This window comes from Vibrio sp. Vb0598 (assembly GCF_033338935.1).
In the GTDB taxonomy this organism is placed as follows: Bacteria; Pseudomonadota; Gammaproteobacteria; order Enterobacterales; family Vibrionaceae; genus Vibrio; species Vibrio alginolyticus.
The window spans coordinates 234,612-258,136 of the sequence record NZ_JAWOTP010000004.1 but is presented as its reverse complement, the minus strand read 5'-3'; the positions used below and the strand labels follow the sequence as shown (position 1 = coordinate 258,136).

Below are 23,525 nucleotides of genomic sequence, written 5' to 3'. Positions count from 1 at the left end.
TAGTGATGAACCCTTCCATCACTATGATGCGATCCGTGCAGATAGATATCTCGGAGTTGCTTAAATTGTAAATAACAGCAACAATGAGATTGAGGGTCTGCAAAGGATAGCGATAATAAGCAATGATAACAAAAAAAATTTGAAAGAATATTAACTTTCATCAATTTTTTGTACCTTCAGTTGAAATGTTCAACTATTTTTTAGTGAGAGAGCGGTATGAGTAATAAAGTCGGATTGATCCATAGCCTGAAAGATGGCCAGAATTACATGGAGATCTGGCCAGTTCGTAAAGAGCTAAGCGCCATATTTCCGGAACAGCGTATCATTAAGGCGACTCGCTTTGGCATTAAAGTCATGCCGGCCGTTGCTGCGATCAGCGTACTCACTCAAATGGCATTCAACAATTACCACGCGTTACCTCAATCCATTGTTGTTGCCTTGTTTGCGATTAGCTTGCCACTTCAAGGCATTTGGTGGCTTGGTGCTCGATCCAACACGAAATTGCCGCCTTCTTTGGCCTCTTGGTATCGGGAGTTGCATCAAAAAATTGTGGAAACAGGTTTTGCATTAGAGCCTGTCAAAGCTCGCCCTCGTTACAAAGAGCTTGCGATAATACTGAACCGAGCGTTTCGCCAGCTCGATAAATCGTCATTAGAGCGTTGGTTCTAATTTAAATTGTTTGAAATGGAGTGTGCACTGGCCGCTCCATTTTTGATCCTGCCTCTATTACCTACTTTGACGGTCGTTGATGAAGCGAGCGAAGCTTTGTTTACCAAAGATTCTTTCCGGATGAAGAAGTCCCCCCGATCACAAATGTTGCTTTAGTGTTAAATCTTTCTTTTCTTTACTAAGACTTAGTAGTAATAATAAAAACAAGATGCGCAAGAAGTGCACAGTTATATGAACACAACAATACCGCCTTCAAACATTTGAATTCACGAGTCGATACACATATTGAAAGCTCGTGAAACAAGGACGAAGTCACATCAAGGAGTTATGATGAAAACGAAACGTTTATTAGCCACTGCCGTTCTATCAGCTACTGCTATTTTCTCTTCTACCAATGTACTAGCCGCCACTGCAACTGTCGCAGTTTCACAGATTGTCGAACACCCGGCGTTAGACGCGACGCGCCAAGGGTTACTTGATGGTTTGAAAGCGAAAGGCTACGAAGAAGGCAAAAATCTAGAATTTGATTATAAGACCGCACAGGGTAATCCAGCGATTGCGGTGCAAATTGCCCGTCAGTACGTCGGCGAAAATCCTGATGTGTTAGTTGGCATCGCGACACCTTCGGCACAAGCTTTGGTGTCGGCTACTCGCTCTATTCCTGTTGTCTTTACTGCGGTAACAGATCCGGTTGGTGCGAAATTGGTTAAGTCGATGGAACAACCAGGTAAAAACGTAACTGGCCTGTCTGATCTTTCCCCCGTTGCTCAGCATGTCGATCTCATCCAAGAAATTCTTCCTCAGGTGAAAAGCATCGGGGTTGTATTTAATCCCGGTGAAGCTAATGCCGTGACTTTAGTTGAATTACTAAAAGAAAGCGCAAAAGCAAAAGGCATACAAGTGGTTGAAGCGACCGCACTAAAAAGTGCTGATGTTCAGTCTGCGACTCAAGCGATTGCAGCGAAATCAGACATTCTTTACGCCCCAACAGACAATACAGTTGCAAGTGCGATTGAAGGGATGATTGTGGCAGCGAATCAAGCGAAGAAACCTGTATTTGGTGGCGCGACGTCGTATGTCGAAAAGGGTGCTATTGCAGGCTTAGGTTTTGACTACTACCAGGTTGGTGTACAAACCGCGGATTACGTGGCGGCGATTCTTGATGGTCAAGAACCAGGCAAGCTGGATGTAAAAGTCGCGACGGGCTCTGACCTTGTAATTAATGAAAGCGCAGCATCTAAGCTCGGTATCAAGCTGCCAAGTTCTGTGGTTGAACGTGCGACAAGCATGCAATAAGTAACGCTTTTTGGGGTTAAGCCTGTCACGTTGGTTGGTAGAGGCTTGCCCCAAAATTGATACTCGCCGGATTTCTCGTGTAGAGCATTCTGCTAGAGAAGAAGGGGGAGTATACGTTAGAAGTCTTACGTTCAGGTTGGTATTAGCCAGCCTGAGCATGCAGAAAGGAGCAGTTATGTCTGCATTTGCTTTTTTTGGCGCACTCGAAATTGGCTTGATTTATGGCCTAGTCGCTCTGGGTGTGTATCTTACGTTCCGTGTTCTCGATTTCCCCGATTTGAGTGTGGATGGCAGCTTTCCAATGGGAGCTGCGGTTGCTGCAACGGCGATTGTCGCAGGTATTAATCCTTGGCTTGCGACAATAATGGCGATGATAGCTGGTAGTATGACGGGGTGGGTAACCGCTTTTCTGGCTGTTCGGTGTGGTATTTTACACCTGTTAGCTTCCATTCTTACCATGATAGCTGCATTTTCAATTAATATTCGTATTATGGGCAAACCTAATATGGCGTTGCTTGGAGAGGATACGATTCTCACTCCGTTTGAAGCATTGGGCGATGCGATGTTTATTCGCCCTCTGGTTGTTGGGGTCTTAGTTCTTCTGTCCGCTTTCTTTGTCATTCGCCTGCTGAACAGCGACTTTGGTCTTGGTTTACGAGCCACGGGTGTGAATGCGCGTATGGTTTCTGCGCAAGGGGCTAGCACTGGCTTTTATACCTACTTTGGCTTGGCTTTATCCAACGGGTTTGTGGGATTCGCAGGCGCGTTGTTTGCACAAACGAACAGCTTTGCGGATGTGACCTCTGGCGTGGGCACCATTGTCGTTGGTTTGGCAGCTGTGATTTTGGGGCAGACCCTTATTCCCGGGCGCAAGATTTGGGTTGCGGTATTTGCGGTCATCATCGGTTCGGTACTTTATCGCCTTGCAGTGGCTTTCGCTTTGAGCTCAGGCATGTTTGGTTTACAAGCTTCAGACCTCAACCTTGTTACCGCAGTATTGGTGGCTGTGGCGCTTATTGCTCCAAAGCTAAAACAGAGCATGAGAGCGAAACAACGCGTTACTGATGCTAAACAAGCGGCATCAAAAAATGGTTCTGGGGAGGCATTATGATCGAACTAAATAATATTCAGGTCACGTTCAACCCTGGGACGATTTTGGAAAATCGTGCATTGAAAGGCGTCTCTTTAGAGGTTCCAGAGCATCAATTTCTTACCGTGATTGGTTCTAATGGCGCAGGAAAATCGACGTTGCTTGGTGCGGTGACAGGTGAGACGCCGATGATAGGTGGTCAGGTTATCATTGACGGCAAAGACGTCACCAAGCAGACGGTAGCCCAACGTGCGACGCAATGTGCCCGAGTGTTTCAAGATCCATTGGCCGGGACTTGTGGTGAACTGACGATAGAAGAGAACATGGCTCTAGCGCACATGCGTGGTAAAAAACGCAGCTGGGGGTTGGCGCTCTCTACTAAACGTCGCAAGCTGTTCCAAGAGCGAATTAGCATCCTCGGTCTTGGTTTAGAAGACCGCTTGGGCGATAGCATTGGGTTGCTGTCTGGTGGACAACGACAAGCCGTTAGCCTTGTGATGGCGACGTTATCGGAGAGTAAGTTGTTATTGCTTGATGAACACACGGCTGCGCTTGATCCTCGTATGGCGGCGTTTGTTATCGACTTAACTAAACGTATTGTCGATGAGTTCGATTTAACAGTGATGATGGTGACGCATTCGATGAAAGACGCATTAGCATGTGGCGATAGGACCGTAATGCTTCACCAAGGTGAAATTGTGCTTGATGTGGCTGGAGAGCAGCGCGCTAACATGCAGGTACCAGACTTGTTGGATATGTTCTCCAAAGTGCGTGGAGAAGAGCTTGCAGATGACAGTCTCTTGTTGAACTAAGCGGTATCCGACAAGTCACTACGCCTACTAAGTGTGATCCTCCTTGGGAAAATTGGCTGATATGTCAACTCGCAGGGAGGATTTCTTGTCTCTAATTCTTCAATAACATAGTGGCATATCCGATGACGAGGAGTGCCCATAATGAACCTGCCATTTATTTTTCATAGTCAAACTATTGATGGTTTAGCTTTTAATGACGAGCAAGTTACAGTCAGACTGAAAACCGAGACATTGGATTTTGATTCCGTCTATGTGCGTATTGAGCCGGACAATGAAGAATATCTGGTCGACATGGCTCAAGTGGGAACGGCTGGTGAATTATTACTATGGGAGGCATCGTTTCGACCAAATCAAGATCGAGATGTCACACATTATGTGTTTAAGATCCTCAAAGACGGACAACAATACTGGCTCGATGCACGGGGTGTGCAAAAGCGTATTCCACCCAAAGAGTTCCACTTTAAGTTGAATGTAAACCATCAACCACCAAGCTGGGTCCAAGAGCAAGTTTTCTATCAAATCTTTCCTGACCGTTTTTCTGCTAGTAAAAGTGAGTCTGATATTCGCCACGCTTATGCTCAGTATGATTCTGCATCGATCGTCAAGCCGTGGGGAGACGCGGTAGGCTCTCACCAAAATACCGGGGCACGTGAATTCTTTGGCGGCGACCTCAAAGGTGTAGAGCAAAAGTTGGACTATCTTGAACAGCTCGGCGTTACTGCGCTTTATTTCAATCCGATCTTTTCTTCACCAAGTAATCATAAATACGACACCACTGATTACTTCAATGTTGACCCTATGTTCGGCACCAACGATCAGTTTGCTGAACTGTGTGAGAAAATCCGTGGTAAGAATATGAAGATTGTCTTAGACGCGGTGTTTAACCACACGTCAGTGCATCATCCTTGGTTTGATATCCAACAAAAAGGAGAAGGAGCATATGGCAATCCGCAGTCAAAGTTCCGTGATTACTACTTTTTCGAAGGCGAAACCAATCACTACATTGGTTGGAAAGGCATTGGTAACTTACCGGTTCTGAACTTCGAAAATGAACAGGTGCGCGACTACATCTACCAAAGTGAAGAGTCTGTCATCAAGTATTGGCTGAAGCCACCGTACTTGGTTGATGGCTGGCGGTTTGATGTAATCCATATGCTTGGCGAAGGAGACGGCGCGAAAAACAATGCTCATTATGTGGCAGCGTTTCGTAATGCGACAAAGTCAGTAAACCCGAATGCTTATGTGTTAGGTGAGCACTTTTTTGAAGCAACGCAGTGGTTGCAAGGTGATCAAGAGGATGGGGCGATGAACTACTACGGTTTTGCTCATCCAGTTCGAGCTTTTATCGCACGACAAGACATTATGTACGATCCAATCAACATTGATGGTTTGGAGTTTAAAGCATGGTTGGACGAAGCCAGAGCAAAAATCCCATTTTCGAATCAGCTATCGCAGCTGAATCAACTCGATAGTCACGATACTGCTCGGTTTATCACACTGGTTGATGGTGATAAGCGTAAAATGAACATCGCGCTAGCAATGCTTATGACTTACGTTGGCACGCCTTGTATTTACTACGGGAGTGAAGTCGGTCTAGAAGGAGGTCTAGACCCAGATAATCGTCACTGTTTTCCTTGGAATGAAATTGAAAGTTCACAATGGCTATCGCTTTACCAACAATGGATCAAGATACGTAAACAATGTAAGCCTTTACAGTCGGGCTGTATTCAATGGCTTCATTGCACTAACAACCTGTTGGCGTACGCACGTGTACTGGGTCGTGAAGCAGTCGTTGTAATGATTAATCTCAGTGGTAATGAATGTTCAATCGATTTACCTATGTGGCAACTGGGCTTGGAGGTTAGCCAAGTTGTATCGTTGTTAGATGACACAGAACAGGTTGATTATAAAGGTCATATCTCTGTCAATATGTCGGCACAGAGCTGCAAATTATGGCGACTAAAGTGACACCACACTCTATATTGATTAAACTCCTTTAATATATAAACGGTCTCAAACAGCGCGCACACATTTGTTTGGTCTCTTGTTATCTGGTGCTGCATTGCATGCGTCACCAGATAACGAGTATCAATTTAATAGCAGTCATAAGAGACTATTGACCTTTCATATGTATGGTACTCAATGGTAAACCAAAGGCGATTTAGCCTCTCATTTGTCATCTTTTTTCCTCTGGCGTTATTTGTAGTGGTTTTACTCGTGACAACGAAAAATTACTATGATGCGGTTAACCGCTATATCGATTCTGAGTATTCGCGTATCGAGCGTGCAATGTCTCGCGGTATTAAAGTACTCACGGCTTTAGATTACAGCTTCACCAACTATACCAATTACGCTAACCCACTGTTTGAAGAACATAATTCTTTAGTCAAAGAAGGGCTTTGTTATCTTTGGCCTATAGATGTGTTATTACTCGAAAGTGTTTATAGTGAAGGGTTACCTGCGGTTGACCTTGATTATATGATCGTAGGGGACGAAAGCTTATGTCAGCAAGGTTCAACGATTAACCAGTTAGCTGAACAAAAGGCGGGTTTTGCGCCGTCATTGTCATTTCTGCACGATATTGAATCGCACATTGTTGGAATCCATTACATTGACAAGCGCGGTTACGTTATCTCCTCCCCCGATATCTACGCAAAAAATTTCACAAGAGAGCTTTTGTCAACGCTAAAAGCCCGACCTTTTTGGCAAAAAACCGCGCAAGATAAAGTGAACATTACCTTGGCTGGACCAGGGCCTGTGTTGGACTCGATGGAAGGTCAAGTCATTAGTATGACGGTCCCCGTCTATGAGAAAGGAGAACACCAAGGTGTTTTGTCTATTGATTTTGACATCAATACGCTTATGGCTTCGTCGCTAGGTCTTGTAGGTCAGTTTCATTTGGTTTCCAATTTACAATCCATTCCTTCAAACAGTACACGAATCAAACCAGTCGAGTTAGATCGATTGAGTGCGAATCACAGCATGTACTACGAGTACAACCTTTGGGATGAAGCTAAGAACCTAGCGGTTTTTGAAAAATACAGCCTTATTGTCGCACTATTTATTTACGTGCTGAGTACCGTCGTCTTGTTCTATGTGAATATGCATAGCGAGCGACGTTACTTTAAAGAACTGGCAGCAAGAGACCCAATGACCAGCTTATTGAATCGTCGAGGTATGCAAACCGTGTGGCGTAATAAGATGACAAAAAAACAGGTTGCTTTGGCAGTGTTCGATATTGATAACTTCAAGAAGATCAACGACACCTATGGTCATGATGTCGGTGATTCTGCAATTCAGCTTGTTGCAAAATGTATACGTGAAAATATTCGCCATACCGATGTTGCCTCAAGGTTTGGTGGCGAAGAATTCGTTTTAGCGATTTATGACGAAGATTCAGAAGGCATTAAACTCATTTTAGACAGAGTAAAAAAAGCCATAGATGAGCGCTCGATACGCGTAACGAAAGAAGGCTTTACGATCTCTGGCGGTGTGGTGTTTAGTAAAGAGAGCCGAGTAGAAAACTTTGATGAATTGTTTAAAGCGGCGGATGAAAAGTTATATCAAGCCAAAAGTACCGGCAAAAATAAGATCTGTTACTAGGATTTAGGTACAAAAAAGGACGAGATATTCGTCCTTTTTGTGTTCGGGAATTATGCAACCTGAGAGTTTAAGTCATCGCGGTAGCGTTGAATATGCTCAACAATTGGTGCGGCTTTGTTGAACGTTCTGATTTCTCTAAATAGGTCTTTTGCTTCAGGATAAGCTTGACGTAAGTAAGAGAACCATTGTTTTACGCGGTTTGGGTAATACAAGCCTTTATCGCCTTTCATCTCAAACTTAGAGTAATAGATGAGCAACTCAACCACCTCGGGCCATGACATTGGCTGGTGGTTATGTTTTACCATATTGCCTAAGTTAGGGATATTGAAAGCGCCTCGGCACACCATCAAAGAGCTAACGCCAGTCGTTTCAATGCAACGTTGACCGTCTTCATAATTCCAAATTTCGCCATTCGCAATCAGTGGGATATCAAAACGTTCACGAATTTGGTTGATGTAATCCCATTTTATCTCAGAAGCTTTATAACCACCTTGTTTAGTACGTGCGTGTACGGTCAGTTCATTTGCGCCAGCAGACTGAATGGCATCGACAATTTCAAAGCAATCTTCAGGGTTCTCCCAGCCAAGACGAATTTTTGCAGTTACGGGAATGGCTTCTGGAACGGCTTCTCGACAAGCTTTAACCACACGGTGAATGAGCTCTGGATGTTGGAGTAGCGCTGCTCCACCTTTACTTTTGTTGACCATTTTGGCTGGGCAACCAAAGTTTATATCAATACCTCTGGCGCCAAGGTTTGCCGCTTTAATTGCGTTCTCAGCCATCCAGTTCGGTTCTTGTCCCAACAATTGCACATGTACTGGCACACCAGATGCAGTCTGAGAACCTTGCAACAGCTCTGGGCATAAACGGTGAAATACATGATCGGGTAATAGCTGGTCGATTACGCGAACAAACTCCGTAACACACAGGTCATAGTCGTTTATCTCGGTCAGGATTTGGCGCATCAAATGATCTAAAACGCCTTCCATTGGGCCTAGTACAACTCGCATAGCTTGCCTAATACAGTTTGGTGGTAAAAAGGAGGGCGATTGTAGCGATGTAAGTTAAGTTTGTCATTAAAAGAGTCGAAGCGCCCAGTGCAGTCAAACACACAACGTTAGGTTACGTGCTTTTGAGCTCTGAGGTATAATGCCGCCAAATTTATGGGAAACCAGATGTCATGCAATACACATTGATTGAAAAAGGTGAAGTTCACGTCGATGAATCTTGCCTATTTATCGAAGGCGCAGTGTTAGCTGCGAATCTGACGACAAAACCACTCGCTCCTGAAAAGTGGTTAGAGCCGCTATTAGGTGAGGGATTCAAAGCGATTCAACCAGCTGTGGAAGAGCAAATTCACAAGCAGCATAACCGAATTCAACGAAACGAATATTCCGTGCTAGAGCTAACAGGCAAAGAACCTGAACAACTTGCTGATTTTGCCGAAGGCTTTATGTCTGTTTGGCCAATGATTGAAGAACAGTGGCAGGACGTTGAGCTCAATGATGGATTACAGCGTATGCTGCAAGCATTACTGACCACTTTGATGCTGGCTATCGATGAGCCAGCAACGCAGCAACAGATGCGCGACGCAGGTATTGAAACGCCACCGGCCCTGACAGATTTAGTCGACCAGCTTGATTTAATGGTCGGTGAAGTCGCGCTGGGCGCGGATGAGTTGATGGTAGGAAATAAAGCTCAAAGCCTAAACCCATTCAAAGGTATCGGGCGCAATGATCCCTGTCCTTGTGAGAGCGGAAAAAAATTCAAGCAGTGCTGTGGTCAATCACGCGGCTAAAGCGAATCGCCGCGCTATCCACTTAACAAAAAGCCGACCAGATGGTCGGCTTTTTGTTAATTTTTACGCGTCAGTAGGATTAACGAATTGGATTAACGCGTTTTGCAGGGAAGAATTGTGCAATTACAATTAATGCCAAAGCGATTAAATTGCCTGCAAAAATTACTACTAACCATTGTGGCATTGATAAATCAAGGAGCTGCCACACAACCTTAGAGCAATCACCATATGCTTCAAACATCCAAGGAACCCACTGATTGAGCGGAGCCCAGCTAGGGAATGTGACGAATAAATCGCAAGTCGCGAATGGTGATGGATTAAACTGGTAGTCAACGTGCTGCATTGCAAGTAACAAACCCTTGTAAGCACTTAATCCCCAGCCTATCAAACCTAGCCAGCGGAAAATTGGGTTCTTGGGTGCCAATATACCAACCATTGCAGCGACGCCCACTCCCATCATCGCGACTCTTTCATAAATACACATGACACATGGTGCAAGCATCATGACGTGCTGAAAATAGAGGGCACATGCTTCAAAGAAAACGACGAATAGCAGAAGCAGTAGCCACGATAAACGTCCCTTTGAAAACTGGTTAAGTGAATTTAAAATAGTCACGTTTTTGTTCCTGTCTGAAATAGAAAAAGCTCTGAATACTCAGAGCTTTTTATCGTGGATAAGTTTCCTAATCAACTCAAATTTTAGTGACCACCGGATACTACGGGAGTCAGATCACCACTATGAGGTAAAATCCAACCAGCTTCGTAGAAAGAAGCTGTTGCAGGCTCTAGGAAGAACATGATTCCCATCAGACCGACAATCGCAAGAACGACGGTGTAAGGCAGCGCCATGATAACCATTCGACCGTAAGACAGACGAATTAATGGAGCGAGAGCCGATGTGAGTAAGAATAGGAATGCCGCTTGACCGTTTGGCGTTGCAACAGAAGGCAGGTTAGTACCAGTATTGATTGCCACCGCCAGTAAGTCGAACTGATCACGAGTAATGAGGCCCTCAATGAGTGCAGTTTTTACTTCATTGATGTAAACCGTACCAACGAACACGTTATCCGACACCATAGATAATAAGCCATTCGCCACATAGAACAGAGCTAGCTGAGTACCTTTATCTTCAACGGCAAGCACCGCATCGATGACTGGTTTAAACAGCTCTTGATCAATGATTACAGCAACGATCGAGAAAAATACAGCAAGCAGTGCAGTGAAGGGCAGGGCCTCTTCAAACGCTTTCCCCATGGAGTGCTCTTCAATGACACCAGTAAATGCGGTCGCTAAAATGATCACAGAAAGGCCAATTAAGCCGACAGCCGCTAAGTGCAAAGCGAGTGCAACGATCAACCAAACCGCAATAAGACCTTGAACCCAGAGTTTTGCGACATCTTGATTTGTTCGCGTTTTACGCTCTTCACGGTCAAAATCGACGAGGATCTGACGAACGTTATTAGGAAGCTTCGCGCCGTAGCCAAACACTTTAAGCTTTTCAACTAAAGCACAAGTGATGAGACCACAGAAAAATACAGGTAGTGTCACTGGAGACATACGGATTAGGAATTCACCAAATAACCAACCCGCTTGGTCTGCAATAATTAAGTTTTGAGGTTCACCAACCATCGTGGTTACGCCACCTAAGGCAGTACCTACACCAGCATGCATCAACAAAGAGCGCAAAAAGGCACGATAGTTTTCTAGGTCATCACGCGTTAGTTCAGTGATCGTGTCATCTTGTGTATGGTCATGGTCACCGATAGGGTTACCAGACGCTACTTTGTGATAGATAGAGTAAAAGCCGATCGCCACGCTGATAACAACGGCGATAACCGTCAAGGCATCCAAAAATGCAGACAAAAATGCCGCAGCAAAGCAGAACGCGAGTGATAGAAGGGTTTTAGAGCGAATGCCAAGTAAAATTTTGGTAAAAATGAACAGCAACAGCTGCTTCATGAAGTAGATGCCCGCAACCATAAATACCAGAAGTAGCAGTACTTCGATATTTGCTACTAATTCGTGCTTAACTTGCGCAGGGCTAGTCATGCCGATAGCAATGGCTTCAATAGCAAGTAAACCGCCAGGTTGTAATGGGTAGCATTTTAATGCCATTGCTAGCGTGAAAATAAATTCAGCGACCAACAACCATCCAGCTACAAATGGGTTTATTAGGAAGAATACAATCGGGTTAATTATTAAGAAGGCTATAATGGCAACTTTGTACCAATCAGGCGCTTTACCAAGGAAGTTCTTGATAAAAGCGTTTCCGAGCGATATCGGCATGATAATTCTCTTTATAACAAAATTATGAATAGACACTACAATAGTGCTTAAGTATCTGTTTGTTAGACTTATTAACTAGTCTTTAAAAACAATAACTTAGTAAAACAACAATCCTTTGTTTATTGTAGTCTTGCCAAGTTACTTCCCCTGAACTCAAGCACCGCTCACTTTCGACCGCAAACTCTACACTCAGGCATTTATTAGTCAATAACAAAACGTGATGCTACCGACTAAAATGACTTTTTAAATGTAATAACGCGATCAAAACGGCGTTACTATACCATGAAAGTATTAAAAAAATCCTCTTGGATTTTAAATGACGGTCAGTGACGAGAAAAGGCAAATTAAGAAAGAATATTAACTGTGATATACAAAGTAATTTTTCATATTTTGAATATAAAAATGTGACACGGTTGTCTTTATTTCTCCGAGATTTGTGAGCTGTTTAATTAAATGAAAATTCATATTTTACTGCTTTCGCTCGCATGTTAGAGCCTCTTAAATTGACACAACATATAGAGTATTAACTCTATGTTATGGAGTCGTTTTCACTATTGATCGTAAATTTTCTCAAACCGCTAAGTAGTGGTATGATGAGTAGTATCGACCCTCAGAAATCAATATTGGATAAAAAGTAGAATGGTCATAAAGGCGAAAAGCCCTGCGGGATTCGCAGAAAAATATATTATCGAGAGCATTTGGAACGGCCGTTTTCCTCCAGGCTCAATTTTACCTGCTGAGCGCGAGCTGTCCGAACTGATTGGTGTTACTCGAACGACTTTAAGAGAGGTTCTTCAACGACTAGCCCGTGATGGATGGCTGACTATCCAGCACGGCAAACCTACGAAAGTTAACCAATTTATGGAGACCTCTGGTCTGCATATTTTGGATACTTTAATGACGCTAGACGTTGATAATGCGACAAACATTGTAGAAGATCTGCTTGCGGCACGTACTAACATCAGTCCTATCTTTATGCGCTATGCATTTAAAGCGAACAAAGAGAGCTCTGAGCGTACAATTAAGAACGTAATCGAATCTTGTGAAGCTTTAATGAATGCGGCTTCCTGGGACGAATTCATCGCTTCCTCGCCGTATGCCGAAAAAGTTCTGCAGAATGTGAAAGAAGATAACGAGAAAGATGAAGCGAAGCGTCAAGAAATCTTGATTGCTAAAACGTTCAACTTTTACGATTATATGCTTTTCCAGCGCCTAGCATTCCATTCAGGAAATCAAATTTACGGTTTGATCTTTAATGGTTTGAAGAAGCTCTACGATCGTGTCGGTAGCTACTACTTCTCAAATCCAGCTTCTCGTGAGCTAGCTCTGAAGTTTTACCATCAATTGCTCGAAACTTGTGAAAGTGGCCAGCGTGAGCAACTACCAGTAGTGATTCGTCATTATGGTATGGAAAGTGCGTTGATCTGGAACGAAATGAAAAAGCAATTACCAACGAACTTCACGGAAGACGACAGCTAAGCGCTGACAAGTTGAATAAACGAAAACCGCAGTGCCTTAGGCCTGCGGTTTTTTTGTTTTATTTTATAAGTCGGCGACGGACCTAGCACCAATAATAAGGCATGGAACGTTTATCCTGCTAGCGAGAGTCTGGGTAACGGTAGATATAATGACTCTACGACATCTGAAAGGACATGGTCGTAAGTATTGAAGATGGTCAATGACAAGTCCGATGTGACGCCATAAAGCTCTGCTTCTGTTAAGTCGACATGACTCCCTGTCACGTATTCATTTAGCGTCTGTATTGAGCGCGTGGAAGCAGGAGAGGTAATGCTAAGTGGAGCGATAACCGCTAGTTGGTTTAGCTTACGCATCATGACCGATGCATAGTTTTTGAAACGCTCATTTCCGCCTTGTTCTCCTAAATCTTGAATGCTGATTCGTAACTGAGTCAGGGTCTCCAAGCTATCCATAATGTTTTGCCAGTTCATGTGATACTCATTATGCAAGTCATCTCTTTGCTCAACCGCTAGCCATGCGATGGTTACTTCATCCATCAAGAACAAGCAATGACGAATCAACTTACCATGCTCCATCTGGTTTCTTGCAACACTATGGTCATCCCATTGTTCAAGTAGTTTCCCTACTTTAATCTGTAATACGCGATACATGGGTTTGTTTTCAAACCGTGAGGTTTCGACTAAAAGATGAAGCTTGTTGGTGAGATCGTTATGAAGGACTTCTAATTCTTGTTCGTTATTTTGTTGAAATTGAAGTGAGTAGTGCGTCGCAGCTCGATGGCGTCTCAGCAGATGAACAACATCTCGCAATAATGTTAACAGCTGATATTTACGCGCGTGTTGCTGCTCTCGTTTAGAAGATAAGTGATATATTCCGGCTAAAATAGCGATAGATAATAATGTGGAAATCAAAACAAACATAACCAACTCCTTGTTAGTGTTTGGACCTAGCAAGGAAGAATGCAGTTTTGATGCCACTAATTAAATTCTATTAAAACAGTAATTTAGGATTGTGATGGGAGAGGTGCTGTACAAGTTTGGTGCACAAATTCCCCAAAAGTGTGAATTCAGTCAAAAAAGTCCCCGCTGAACTGGCGAGGACTTTTTAAATTTGATTGTAAAGCTACAACTTACATTACACGCATCCCTGGTTGAGCGCCTTCGTGTGGCTCAAGGATCCACAGGTCGCTACCACCAGGGCCTGCCGCTAGGATCATACCTTCAGACATACCAAACTTCATCTTACGAGGTTTTAGGTTTGCTACCATTACTGTTAGCTTGCCTTCTAGCTCTTCAGGTTTGTAAGCTGACTTGATGCCAGAGAATACCTGACGAGTTTCACCACCGATGTCCAATTGGAACTTAAGCAGTTTGTTGGCTTTTGGTACTTCTTCACAAGAGATGATGCGAGCGATACGCATATCTACTGCGGCAAAAGCATCGAACTCAATCTCTTCAGCGATTGGTTCTTTGTCTAGCTCGGTTTGGCTAGCCTTGTTCTTTTCCGCTTCAGCTTTCTCTTTCGCCGCCATTTCTGCCGCCGCATCTTCTTTAGACGCTTCGATCATCGCTTCAACATTCTTCGGATCGATACGGTTGAACAGTGCTTTGAACTTAGTGATCTCGTGGCCTGTTAGTGGAGCAGCGATGTTTTCCCAAGTTAGCTCTTGGTTTAGAAACGCTTCAGTACGCGCAGCTAGCGATGGCATTACTGGTTTCAGGTAAGTCATCAGTACGCGGAACAGGTTGATACCGACAGAACAGATGTCTTGTAGTTCCTGATCTTTGCCTTCTTCTTTTGCTACAACCCACGGTGCTTTTTCATCAACGTATTGGTTAGCTTTGTCTGCCAATGCCGTGATTTCACGGATTGCACGACCAAACTCACGCGTTTCGTAAAGCTCAGCGATACGGTCAGCAGCAGCAACAAATTCGTTGTAAAGTTCAGGCTCTGCAAAGTTGTCAGACAGTTTGCCTTCAAAACGTTTCGCGATGAAACCTGCGTTACGAGATGCCAGGTTAACGATCTTGTTAACAACGTCAGCGTTTACGCGCTGAGTGAAGTCTTCAAGGTTAAGATCTAGATCATCGATACGGCTGTTTAGCTTCGCAGCGTAGTAGTAACGTAGACACTCAGGGTCTAGGTGCTCTAGGTAAGTGCTTGCTTTTACGAACGTACCTTTAGACTTCGACATTTTCGCGCCGTTTACGGTTACGTAACCGTGTACGAATACGTTGTTAGGCTTGCGGAAGCCAGAACCTTCTAGCATTGCTGGCCAAAATAGGCTGTGGAAGTAAACGATGTCTTTACCGATGAAGTGGTACAGCTCTGCTGAGCTGTCTTTTTTCCAATACTCGTCGAAATCTAGGTCGTCGCGCTTGTCACATAGATTTTTGAAAGAGCCCATGTAGCCGATAGGCGCGTCTAGCCACACGTAGAAGAATTTGTTTTTCTCACCAGGGATCTCGAAGCCAAAGTATGGTGCGTCACGTGAGATATCCCATTGCTGCAAACCAGATTCGAACCATTCTTGCATTTTGTTCGCTGTTTCAGCTTGTAGCGAGCCAGAGCGAGTCCACTCTTTTAGCATGCTTTCAAACTGAGGCAGGTCGAAGAAGAAGTGCTCTGAATCTTTCATTACTGGCGTCGCACCAGAAACCGCAGATTTAGGATTGATCAGTTCTATTGGGCTGTAAGTCTCACCACAGTTGTCACAGTTGTCACCGTACTGGTCTTCAGACTTACATTTTGGACAGGTACCTTTTACGAAACGGTCCGGTAAGAACATCTCTTTTTCTGGATCGAACAGCTGAGAGATAGTGCGGCTAGAGATAAAGCCATTTTTCTTCAACTCAAGATAAATGTGTGACGCTAGCTCACGGTTCTCATCTGAGTGTGTGCTGTGGTAGTTATCAAAGCTGATATCAAATCCAGCGAAGTCTTTTTGGTGCTCTTCGCTAACTGCGGCAATCATTTCTTCAGGAGTAATACCCATCTGTTGCGCTTTAAGCATGATTGGCGTGCCGTGAGCATCGTCAGCACAGATGAAGTTTACAGTGTTGCCGCGTAGGCGTTGGTAACGAACCCAAATGTCCGCTTGGATATGCTCAAGCATATGACCAAGGTGGATCGAACCGTTAGCGTACGGAAGGGCACAAGTTACCAGCATTTTCCTTGACGGAAAGTTTTTTGGATCGTTTGCCATACTTAATATTCGCTTTTCTTGATAGGTATAAATAAATTTTGATGGATAATACTACCCCATGAACTGACTAACTCCAAGGTGTCAAACTGCGGAATGCCTTAGTTTTTTTGGGGTTCTGGTTGAGCCTGGACGGTGGTAGCATGACATCTAAAAGGAGGGCTTATGCATCAGTTCACTTCAAAACAAGATTTTTGTCACTGGTTTAACCAATTCCAACATCCACAGTTGGTGGAAAACTGGGCAGATATTCATAGCGCAATTTCGATTACGACACAGGGTTCGATTGATATAACGTTGCCATTCGCAAGTAATGAGCTTCAAACCGTACTGCATGACTGGATCAAACAGCAGCAAGCCTCGGGTAAAGTGGCTGAATTCCCATTTAATATTCGCCTTGGAGTTAAAGCTTTAGAAACTCAAGTGGCTAACTCGGTTAAGGGTGTTAAGAACATCGTTGCCGTCAGTTCTGCGAAAGGTGGCGTTGGTAAATCTACTACCGCAGTTAACTTAGCGTTGGCGATTGCTCAATCTGGGGCGAAAGTGGGATTGTTGGATGCAGATATCTATGGTCCGTCTGTACCTATGATGTTGGGGCAAGAAGATGCTAAACCAGAAGTTCGTGATGGCAAGTGGATGGAACCCATTTTTGCTCACGGCATCTATACTCATTCTATCGGTTATTTGGTGGATAAATCAGAAGCGGCGATATGGCGTGGTCCAATGGCTTCAAAAGCATTGTCGCAGTTATTAACTGAAACAGATTGGCCAGATTTGGATTATTTGGTGATTGATATGCCGCCAGGTACGGGGGATATTCAATTGACTCTGTCACAACAAATTCCGGTAACAGGTAGCGTGCTAGTCACAACACCGCAAGATTTAGCCCTTGCCGATGCAAGGAAGGGAGCGGCAATGTTTAACAAAGTCCATGTCCCGGTTATTGGTGTTGTGGAAAACATGAGTTATCACATTTGTAGTCAATGTGGCGCGAAAGAGCATATTTTTGGTATGGGCGGAGCTGAAAAAATGTCGCAAGAATTTGGCTTAGCATTGTTAGGACAAATTCCGCTTCATATCTCTATGCGAGAAGATATTGACGCTGGCGTGCCAACGGTAGCAAGACGCCCAGAAAGTGAGCATGCAGGGTATTATAAGCAACTTGCCGATCGCGTATGTAGCACGATGTTTTGGCAAGGCAAAGCAAAACCAGATGCGATTAGCTTTACAATGGTGAACTAAGTTTACTATGCCTGCTGGTTGATAATTGCACATTTTAACGTTTGCTCGGAGGTTAATCCTCTGAGCAGGCAGAAACTTATGACTAAACCCTAATTCCAACTAGTAACTATGGGGTGAACTCCCTATAATCAGGCAGTTTATCTTTTTATGTGACTAGAAATCATCATCGGGTGCAAACTAATGTCTGATAATAATCAATGCGTCATCGTAGGTATTGCTGGCGCTTCTGCTTCTGGAAAAAGTCTGATCGCGAGCACTATTTATAATGAGCTTCGCGCGAAAGTAGGCGATCATCAAATCGGTGTCATCACGGAAGATTGCTACTACAACGACCAAAGCCACCTAAGCATGGAAGAGCGAGTAAAGACGAACTACGATCACCCGAGTGCGTTGGACCACGACCTACTGTGTGAGCACCTAGAAAAATTGGTACGTGGTGAAGCAGTAGAAGTGCCTGAGTACAGCTACACTGAGCACACAAGAACAATTAACACCACCACAATGACACCTAAAAAGGTGATCATTCTAGAAGGTATCCTTCTTCTTACAGACCCTCGTCTTCGTGATTTGATGCATGCGACAGTATTTATGGACACACCGTTAGATATTTGCTTGCTTCGCCGTGTTAAGCGTGATGTGGAAGAACGAGGCCGAACTATGGAGTCTGTTCTTAAGCAATACCAACAAACAGTACGTCCGATGTTCATGCAGTTTATCGAACCTTCTAAGCAATATGCGGACATTATTGTTCCTCGCGGTGGTAAAAACCGTATCGCAATTGATGTATTAAAAGCTCACATTGCAAGACTTTTGAAAGCTTAAGCCTATAGACGGCTATATCGCTTTATTTTTAAGAGAAGAAGTGGCACCTTAAGTGCCACTTCTTTTTTTGTTTTTAAATTAGTCAGTTGCAGGTTAAAACCAGACACTTTTCACGCTTTTGTGGAACTGTCAGCGGTAAATGGAGTCTGCGCTTATAATTGTAAAAACACTCGAGCAAGGAAAAACAAATGAAGAAACTGCTCTTAATTCTAGCAATACCGATTGTGGTCATTTTGGTCGCAATTTTAGCGTTAACCATCTTCGTCAATCCGAATCAGTTTAAACCCCTTATTGTTGAGCAAGCGCAAAAGCAAACGGGATTAGAGTTGGTGATTGAAGGGGATATCAGTTGGCAATTTTTCCCATCGATTGGCTTTGAGTTGGGACATACAGAATTGCGAAACCCGCAAGGCTTTAGTAAACCCAATTTATTCAAAGTTGATACCGTTGGTGTAGACATCTCTGTTATGCCACTTTTTAGTCAACAGCTTGAAATTGGAAACGTCACGCTTGATGGTGCTGAGTTCTACATTGAAACCAAGAAAGATGGCAGCAAGAATATTGATGCATTGACGAAAGCCCAAACACAACAAGCAGAACAAGAGAGCAATGCTGCGCCTACGCAAAATGGTGAAACGCAAACTTCTGGTTCTGATTGGAGTATTAATCTTGCTGGCGTTACGGTTTCTAACGGTTCATTAGAAATGCAGGATAAGCAAGCCGGTAGTTACACCAAACTTTATGATATTTCATTAAACCTTTCCGAATTCGCTTTTGACAACTGGACAACGGCTGATTTTGGCGTGAAGGGCGAAATGAACGACCAAAAGTTCACCGCGAAAGGTCAGGCAGACTTTAAGCTAGAAAAAGGTTTGGCAAACTACGCGCTAAAGAACATCAACTTTGATGCGACATACTCTGACCCTGCCAATAAAATTGAATCGGCAACGATCGGTTTAGACACGTTTGAATTCGATAAAGTAAATAACCTGACTTATGCCATTAAGGGTGACGCTGGTGGTATGAAGTTAGATATGCAGGGTGCTGGTCAACTTAGCGTGGACAAGGCTATCAGCAAAGTACAGTTGGATAAGTTAACTCTTAAATCGACTTTTGAGGGTGATGCTTTACCTCAGTCCCCGATGAAAGTCGACATGGTGTCTGATCTGTCTTTCGACCTAACGAAAAACCATCTGAGTTTTGTTCTAGAGAAGTTAACAGCGAATGCTATCGCCCTAGATGGTAAGGCAGATGTGACACTCGGTGATATTCCTAAAGTACGCTTTGCTCTCCATAGCCCCAATATCGATCTTGATGAGTTCTTAGGGTTAGATAAGCAAGCTGCCGAAGGTAATAAGCCTGCTTCTGGTGGCGAGAGTGCTCCTGCCGGACCTGAGGTTGAGCCTGATTTGTCTGCGTTGAAAGCGTTAGATGTAAAGGGTGACATTACCATCGACAAATTCAAAGCGGCAAATGCGAAGATGGAAGCGGTAAAAACGAGCTTCACTGTAAATCGTGGCGTGTTTGAGCTTACATCATTTAGTTCGAAGTTGTACCAAGGCTCAATCTCAGCGACAGCGAAGTTAGATGCACGCCAATCACCAGCGACTTACAGTGTTAAAAAGTCAATCAAAGGCGTGAAAGTTCAACCGCTACTTATAGACGTTGCTGAGAACGACAAACTTGAAGGGACAGGTAACATTGATGTGAATGTTACAGGTAAGAGTCTAACGCCTACCGGTATCAAGAAGAATCTATCTGGTACGGTTGTTATCAATTTTGCTGACGGTGCGGTGAATGGCATCAACGTTGCTCAGTTGATTCGTGAAAACTATGCGAAATTTAAAGGGCAAAAAGTTGAAGGCACCAATGAAGCTAAGAAAACAGACTTCAGTGCGATGACGGCGACATTGAAACTCAACAAAGGTGTAGTATCAACGGATAATATGCAAGCTCAGTCTCCATTGTTACGTGTTCGTGGTAAAGGTATCGCAAACTACATCAATGAAACAGTCGACTTTACTATCAGCACGTCAGTTGTAGGCAGCCTAGAAGGCCAGGGCGGTAAAGATATAGATGAGCTGAAAGACATCACGATTCCAATCAATGTGTCTGGTAAGTGGGCAGAACCTAAATTCAAGCTCGTATTCGATGATGTTCTGAAGCAGAAAGCTCAAAAAGAAATCGATCGTGGCGTGGAGAAGCTAACGGACAAAATCAAAGACGAGAAAACCAAAGATGCGGTCGATGGTTTATTGAAGAATCTTTTCAACTAACCGTGTGTGAAAACCAAAAGGGTTGGCATTTTGCCAACCCTTTTTAAATTACTCTGCGAGTGTTACCAATCGACGCCTTTGAGGGCTTTTACGCCAGATTCAAATGCGTGCTTTACATTTTTCACTTCAGAAACGGTATCGGCCATTTCAATCAGGGTTCGATGTGCACCACGCCCAGTAATAATAACCGACTGCATTTTAGGTCGGTTGCTCAGCGCTTCGACCACTTCGTCTAAGTCGATGTAGCCGTAGCTCACCATATAAGTTAGCTCGTCAAACAAGATGACATCGATAGAGTCGTCTTGCAGCATGCGTTTACATTCTTGCCATACGCCTTGCGCTGCTTCGGTATCAGCGGCTTTGTTTTGAGTTTCCCATGTAAAGCCGGTCGCCATTACTTGGAATTCAACGCCGAGTTTCTCAAGTAGGTTGCGCTCACCGTTGTCCCAAGTACCTTTAATAAACTGCGCGACAGCACAATTCAAACCATGACCCACTGCGCGTGCGATCGTACCGAATCCTGATGTCGATTTACCTTTACCATTTCCGGTAATGATCAGTAGCAGACCTTTTTCCTCCTGAGCAGCAGCGATTTTTGCGTCTACCTGTTCTTTGACTTTTTGTTGGCGAGCTTTATGGCGTGCTTCTTTATTTTCTTCGATAGACATAATACTTCCTCAATTCTTTTTCGTGCTGTGCCCAAGCTAATTTGGGTTCATTGATTTATCTCGCTATGATAGATCAACATATCGTGAAGAAAAACCACCGATAATTCAGGGAATAAAATGAAGAAAATACTTGTTGTTTGTATGGGAAACATTTGTCGGTCACCAACTGGAGAGGCAGTGTTAAGAGCGAAAGCTCAAAAGCTAGGCGTTGAAGTAGAGGTTGAGTCGGCAGGTACAATAGGCTACCACGCAGGAAACCGACCGGATTCAAGAGCGATGGCAGCAGGAAAGCAGCGAGGTTATTCTTTTAAAGGAATGCAAGCGCGCCAAGTCACCATTGATGACTTTGAAAAGTTTGACCTTATATTGGCCGCAGATAAAGCAAATTTGGCCGATTTATTGGATATTTGTCCGTTGAAGTATCGACACAAAGTATCGTTATTTTTAAGTCATTCTGAGTCAGGTTACGACGAAGTCCCGGACCCATATTATGGTGGGGAAGATGGCTTTGAACTGGTGCTTGATTTAATCGAAGAGGCATCAGACGTAATTTTGAAGAAGCTATAATCGCCGTGCTTGAAGACAATAGAAAAAGGGATGAGCTCAGCTCATCCCTTTTTATTCGTGTTAACCCGCTAGTATGTCGGTTGCGACTTTGTAGCTTGGGTCTTCCTTCACGTTAATTTCAACCAAGCTGCCAGCTTTGTCCAAAAGTTTACGACAATCTGGGCTTAGGTGACGAAGGTGCAGCGTTTTACCTTGAGCATTGTAACGCTCAGCCAGTGTTTCAATGGCTTCAATTGCAGAGTGATCTGTCACGCGAGAGTCTGCAAAATCGACAATCACATCTTTTGGATCTTCAGGCGCGTTAAACAACTCCAGGAAGTTAGCCGCAGAGCCAAAGAAAATAGGGCCGTGAATATTGTACTCTTTTGAACCTTCCTCGTTTAAGCACGTGTCGGCATAGATGTGCTTAGCGTGTTGCCATGCAAACATTAATGCAGAAACGATAACACCAACCGCTACGGCAACAGCAAGGTCAGTAAGAACAGTAACAACGGTCACAAGAACAATAACGAAGAAGTCTTGCTTCGGTACGCGGCGTGCTAGCTTAAATGTTGCCCATTCGAATGTACCAATGACAACCATGAACATCACACCAACCAGAGCAGCGAGTGGGATCATTTCAATTAGCGAAGAAGCGAATAAGATAAACATCAATAGAGCGATAGCCGCAACGATACCAGATAGACGGCCGCGACCACCTGAGTTTACGTTGATCATCGACTGACCAATCATCGCACAACCACCCATTGCGCCAAACACAGAACACGTCATGTTTGCCATACCTTGACCGATACATTCGCGGTTAGATTGACCACGAGTATTCGTCATCTCATCTAAAACTGTCAGTGTTAGTAGAGATTCAATTAGACCAATGGCCGCGAGAATGATCGCGTATGGAAGAATGATTTGTAGTGTCTCTAGTGTAAATGGTACCGCAGGAATAGAGAAGGTTGGTAGTGAACCTGCGAGTGTTGCAGCTTCATCACCAGACATTGTACGCAGGAAGTCAACAACAGTTCGAGTTTCCAGATCCAAGCCAACCACTAAAGCCGTCACCGTTACGATCGCAACAAGTGAAGAGGGTACAGCTGTTGTGATTTTTGGTAGAAAGTGAATGATTGCCATAGTCAGCGCAACCAAACCAAGCATTAGCAGCATCTGGTCTTGTGGTAGCCAAGTAAGCATGCCGTTGATGTCTGGCGCTTTAAACTGACCCAACTGAGCTAGGAAGATAACAATAGCCAGACCGTTCACAAAACCGATCATCACAGGGTGAGGTACGATACGGATGAACTTACCCAATTTAAACATACCAGCGGCAATTTGAAGAATACCAGCGAGCATGATGGCTGCGAATAGGTACTGGACACCGTGAGTCGCGACAAGCGAAACCATTACGACTGCCATGGCACCTGTTGCACCAGAAATCATGCCAGGACGACCACCGAAAATGGAAGTAATAAGACCAACGATGAATGCAGCGTAAAGACCGACCATCGGATCTACGCCTGCGACGAACGCAAATGCGACAGCTTCAGGAACCAATGCTAGCGCAACGGTTAAGCCTGATAGCACATCATTTTTTACGGAGTGCTTAGAAAATTGGGGAAATTCGAACATGTTTGTTTTTAAGTTCTCTTTGCAATGAGTTAAACCCGACACATATTCGTATTTGCACAAGCCACTGGAAGGTTGATTTTTAATCAAACATTGCA

At 44.0% G+C, this 23,525-nt stretch carries 19 protein-coding genes; 12 read left to right on the top strand and 7 right to left on the bottom strand.

The annotated features are described in order from the left end of the window. Nucleotides 1-216: 216 nt before the first annotated feature. The 6 genes from yfbV (at nt 217) to R7Q38_RS06740 (ending at nt 7,470) form a co-directional block, all read left to right on the top strand. On the top strand, nt 217-669 hold the full coding sequence (gene yfbV / locus R7Q38_RS06765) for a terminus macrodomain insulation protein YfbV (protein ID WP_005380809.1): 453 nt from the start codon (nt 217-219) through the stop codon (nt 667-669). A 330-nt stretch (nt 670-999) separates the two neighbouring features. Continuing rightward, nucleotides 1,000-1,965 carry an ABC transporter substrate-binding protein gene (locus R7Q38_RS06760; protein WP_017633858.1) on the top strand — a complete coding sequence of 322 codons (966 nt, stop codon included), beginning with the start codon at nt 1,000-1,002 and terminating at the stop codon, nt 1,963-1,965. 175 nt (nt 1,966-2,140) lie between these two features. Continuing rightward, nucleotides 2,141-3,076: an ABC transporter permease gene (locus tag R7Q38_RS06755; protein WP_012841584.1), complete on the top strand. Its 936-nt coding sequence runs from the start codon at nt 2,141-2,143 to the stop codon at nt 3,074-3,076. Beyond that, nucleotides 3,073-3,867, top strand: a complete 795-nt coding sequence (locus R7Q38_RS06750) for an ABC transporter ATP-binding protein (RefSeq protein WP_005387275.1) — start codon at nt 3,073-3,075, stop codon at nt 3,865-3,867. Before R7Q38_RS06755 ends, R7Q38_RS06750 begins: the two co-directional genes overlap by 4 nt. 141 nt (nt 3,868-4,008) lie before the next feature. Beyond that, on the top strand, nt 4,009-5,835 hold the full coding sequence (gene malZ / locus R7Q38_RS06745; RefSeq protein WP_318114170.1) for a maltodextrin glucosidase: 1,827 nt from the start codon (nt 4,009-4,011) through the stop codon (nt 5,833-5,835). Between the two features lie 174 nt (nt 5,836-6,009). Then, nucleotides 6,010-7,470, top strand: a complete 1,461-nt coding sequence (locus tag R7Q38_RS06740) for a sensor domain-containing diguanylate cyclase (protein WP_318114169.1) — start codon at nt 6,010-6,012, stop codon at nt 7,468-7,470. 50 nt (nt 7,471-7,520) lie between these two features. Here R7Q38_RS06740 and dusC read toward each other — a convergent pair whose 3' ends face one another. Further along, a complete protein-coding gene (gene dusC, locus R7Q38_RS06735) occupies nt 7,521-8,480 on the bottom strand; it encodes a tRNA dihydrouridine(16) synthase DusC (RefSeq protein WP_005380816.1) in 960 nt (319 codons plus the stop codon). 170 nt (nt 8,481-8,650) lie between these two features. Between dusC and R7Q38_RS06730 the strand changes: the two genes are divergently transcribed. Then, nucleotides 8,651-9,268 (top strand): YecA family protein, encoded by a 618-nt coding sequence (locus R7Q38_RS06730; RefSeq protein ID WP_005380818.1) that lies wholly within the window; start codon nt 8,651-8,653, stop codon nt 9,266-9,268. 79 nt (nt 9,269-9,347) lie between these two features. On the opposite strand, the gene dsbB is transcribed toward R7Q38_RS06730, so the two are convergent. Further along, nucleotides 9,348-9,884: a disulfide bond formation protein DsbB gene (dsbB, locus tag R7Q38_RS06725; RefSeq protein ID WP_031779052.1), complete on the bottom strand. Its 537-nt coding sequence runs from the start codon at nt 9,882-9,884 to the stop codon at nt 9,348-9,350. Between the two features lie 83 nt (nt 9,885-9,967). After that, on the bottom strand, nt 9,968-11,554 hold the full coding sequence (nhaB, locus tag R7Q38_RS06720; protein ID WP_005380822.1) for a Na(+)/H(+) antiporter NhaB: 1,587 nt from the start codon (nt 11,552-11,554) through the stop codon (nt 9,968-9,970). Nucleotides 11,555-12,193: 639 nt separating this feature from the next. Here nhaB and fadR point away from each other — a divergent pair. Continuing rightward, nucleotides 12,194-13,033 (top strand): fatty acid metabolism transcriptional regulator FadR, encoded by an 840-nt coding sequence (fadR, locus tag R7Q38_RS06715; protein ID WP_005380824.1) that lies wholly within the window; start codon nt 12,194-12,196, stop codon nt 13,031-13,033. 110 nt (nt 13,034-13,143) lie between these two features. On the opposite strand, the gene R7Q38_RS06710 is transcribed toward fadR, so the two are convergent. Beyond that, a complete protein-coding gene (locus tag R7Q38_RS06710; RefSeq protein ID WP_025767216.1) occupies nt 13,144-13,953 on the bottom strand; it encodes a hypothetical protein in 810 nt (269 codons plus the stop codon). 209 nt (nt 13,954-14,162) lie between these two features. Further along, the gene (metG, locus tag R7Q38_RS06705; RefSeq protein WP_158156735.1) at nt 14,163-16,238 is read right to left on the bottom strand and encodes a methionine--tRNA ligase; all 2,076 of its coding nucleotides are present in this window, start codon (nt 16,236-16,238) and stop codon (nt 14,163-14,165) included. A 162-nt stretch (nt 16,239-16,400) separates the two neighbouring features. On the opposite strand from metG, the gene apbC reads away from it, so the two are divergent. The 3 genes from apbC (at nt 16,401) to R7Q38_RS06690 (ending at nt 20,575) form a co-directional block, all read left to right on the top strand. Continuing rightward, nucleotides 16,401-17,477: an iron-sulfur cluster carrier protein ApbC gene (apbC, locus tag R7Q38_RS06700; protein ID WP_158156733.1), complete on the top strand. Its 1,077-nt coding sequence runs from the start codon at nt 16,401-16,403 to the stop codon at nt 17,475-17,477. A gap of 180 nt (nt 17,478-17,657) precedes the next feature. Then, nucleotides 17,658-18,299, top strand: a complete 642-nt coding sequence (gene udk / locus R7Q38_RS06695; protein WP_005380833.1) for a uridine kinase — start codon at nt 17,658-17,660, stop codon at nt 18,297-18,299. Nucleotides 18,300-18,487: 188 nt separating this feature from the next. Next, nucleotides 18,488-20,575 carry an AsmA family protein gene (locus R7Q38_RS06690; RefSeq protein WP_158156731.1) on the top strand — a complete coding sequence of 696 codons (2,088 nt, stop codon included), beginning with the start codon at nt 18,488-18,490 and terminating at the stop codon, nt 20,573-20,575. Between the two features lie 62 nt (nt 20,576-20,637). Here the strand turns inward: R7Q38_RS06690 and cobO are convergent, their stop codons facing one another. Beyond that, nucleotides 20,638-21,243 (bottom strand): cob(I)yrinic acid a,c-diamide adenosyltransferase, encoded by a 606-nt coding sequence (gene cobO, locus R7Q38_RS06685; protein ID WP_005380837.1) that lies wholly within the window; start codon nt 21,241-21,243, stop codon nt 20,638-20,640. Between the two features lie 117 nt (nt 21,244-21,360). Between cobO and R7Q38_RS06680 the strand changes: the two genes are divergently transcribed. Next, complete coding sequence (locus tag R7Q38_RS06680; protein ID WP_158156729.1) at nt 21,361-21,810, top strand: low molecular weight protein-tyrosine-phosphatase; 450 nt, start codon at nt 21,361-21,363, stop codon at nt 21,808-21,810. A gap of 60 nt (nt 21,811-21,870) precedes the next feature. Here R7Q38_RS06680 and R7Q38_RS06675 read toward each other — a convergent pair whose 3' ends face one another. Next, nucleotides 21,871-23,430, bottom strand: a complete 1,560-nt coding sequence (locus R7Q38_RS06675; RefSeq protein ID WP_158156727.1) for a SulP family inorganic anion transporter — start codon at nt 23,428-23,430, stop codon at nt 21,871-21,873. Between the last annotated feature and the right edge of the window lie 95 nt (nt 23,431-23,525).